Origin of the sequence: Curtobacterium uvaldense (assembly GCF_028307415.1) — a bacterium.
GTDB lineage: Bacteria > Actinomycetota > Actinomycetes > Actinomycetales > Microbacteriaceae > Curtobacterium.
Map to the genome: position 1 here is coordinate 1 of NZ_JAQMHU010000068.1, position 1,120 is coordinate 1,120.

A 1,120-nucleotide genomic window follows, 5' to 3' on the forward strand; every position below is an offset into this window, starting at 1 on the left:
GGGTCGCGTGCGGCGAGACCGACCCGGTTCAGGTAGCGGACGACGATGCCGTACGACCGCAGCAGCGTCGTCTCGGTGTACGGCACGTCGAGCGTCTCGCAGTGGTCGCGGACCAGCAGGCGGGCCTGCTTCAGCGCCGGTCGCGGCATCGACGGGAACAGGTGGTGCTCGACCTGGTAGTTCAGGCCGCCCATCAGGAAGGACACCCACCAGCCACCGCGGATGTTCCGCGAGGTCCGGACCTGCCGGGAGAAGAAGTCGACCTTGGCGCCGTGCGCGATGGTCGGCATGCCCTTGTGGTTCGGGGCGAACGAGGCGCCCATCATCACGCCGAACACGGCGAGCTGCACACCGAGGAACGCGCACGCCATGCCGAACGGCAGGAACCAGAACACGACCGTCAGGTAGATGCCGAACCGGGCGACGAGCATGCTGCCCTCGAGCCACCGGTGCCGTGCGTCGGCCTTCGTCCCGGAGCCCGTCACGATCGACGTCACGGCGTAGCGGTGCAGGTTGAGACCCTCGAGCGTGAGCAGCGGGAAGAACAGCCAGCCCTGGAAGCGCAGGAAGGTCCGCATCAGCGGGCCCTTCGCCGCGGCGGCGTCCTCGGGCAGGAAGCGGATGCCGTCGGGCGCGATGTCGGGGTCCTTCCCGACGGTGTTCGGGTTGCCGTGGTGGCGGGTGTGCTTGTTCATCCACCACGAGTAGCTCAGGCCGACCATGAACGTGCCGAGCCACCGGCCCGCGTGGTCGTTCCACTTCTGCGACGCGAACACCTGACGGTGCGCGGCCTCGTGCGACAGGAACGCGAACTGGGTGAAGATGACCCCGAGCGCTCCCGCGACGATCAGCTGGAACCACGAGTCACCGAGGAACGCGAACGCCACCCAGGCCAGCGCGAGACCTGCGACCAGGCTGCCGAACAGGGACCAGTAGAAACCGGTGCGCCGGCGGAGAAGGCCGTTCTCCTTGACCTGCGCCAGGAGCGCGGAGTAGGTGGACGTACCGTTGCGGCTGCCCGGACCAGGTCGGGTCCGGGTGTAACCGGGGGCGAGCGGGGTGGTCGTCATCGAGGACCGACCTTCTGTGGTGAGCGATCCTTCGACCGATCCGGAGAGTT

1 protein-coding gene is annotated in these 1,120 nt (G+C 68.2%); it reads right to left on the minus strand.

Features of this window, described 5'->3' with window-relative positions:
- A partial coding sequence (locus PIJ49_RS16930) for a fatty acid desaturase family protein (RefSeq protein ID WP_271827139.1) occupies nucleotides 1-1,070 on the minus strand: 1,070 nt, incomplete at its 3' end.
- Nucleotides 1,071-1,120: the final 50 nt, after the last annotated feature.